The sequence below is a fragment of the Pseudoalteromonas sp. PPB1 genome (assembly GCF_015356275.1).
Taxonomy (GTDB): Bacteria; Pseudomonadota; Gammaproteobacteria; order Enterobacterales; family Alteromonadaceae; genus Pseudoalteromonas; species Pseudoalteromonas rubra_D.
In genome coordinates, this window is sequence record NZ_JACEQV010000111.1 from 1 (window position 1) to 290 (window position 290).

At 41.0% G+C, this 290-nt stretch carries 1 rRNA gene; it reads left to right on the plus strand.

The annotated features are described in order from the left end of the window. Positions 1 to 112 (plus strand): 5S ribosomal RNA (gene rrf / locus IY568_RS24540); the annotation flags it as partial. Between the last annotated feature and the right edge of the window lie 178 nt (positions 113 to 290).

Here is a 290-nt window from a genome sequence, read left to right on the forward strand (position 1 = left end):
GGTAACCATAGCATTTTGGAACCACCTGACTCCATGCCGAACTCAGTAGTGAAACGAAATAGCGCCGATGATAGTGTGGGGTTTCCCATGTGAAAGTAGGACATTGCCAAGCTCCAAATAAAAGAAAGCCCGATTCGAAAGAGTCGGGCTTTTTTGTGTTTATGTGAATTAGTTCCGACCAGACCTGACATTTCGATTTGAAAAATTGAGAGTTACCCGTTTTGATAAAGGTGTCGAATCTTTGTTCAAAACAACTAAGGAGTAACTCTCATGTTACATACTAACAATCC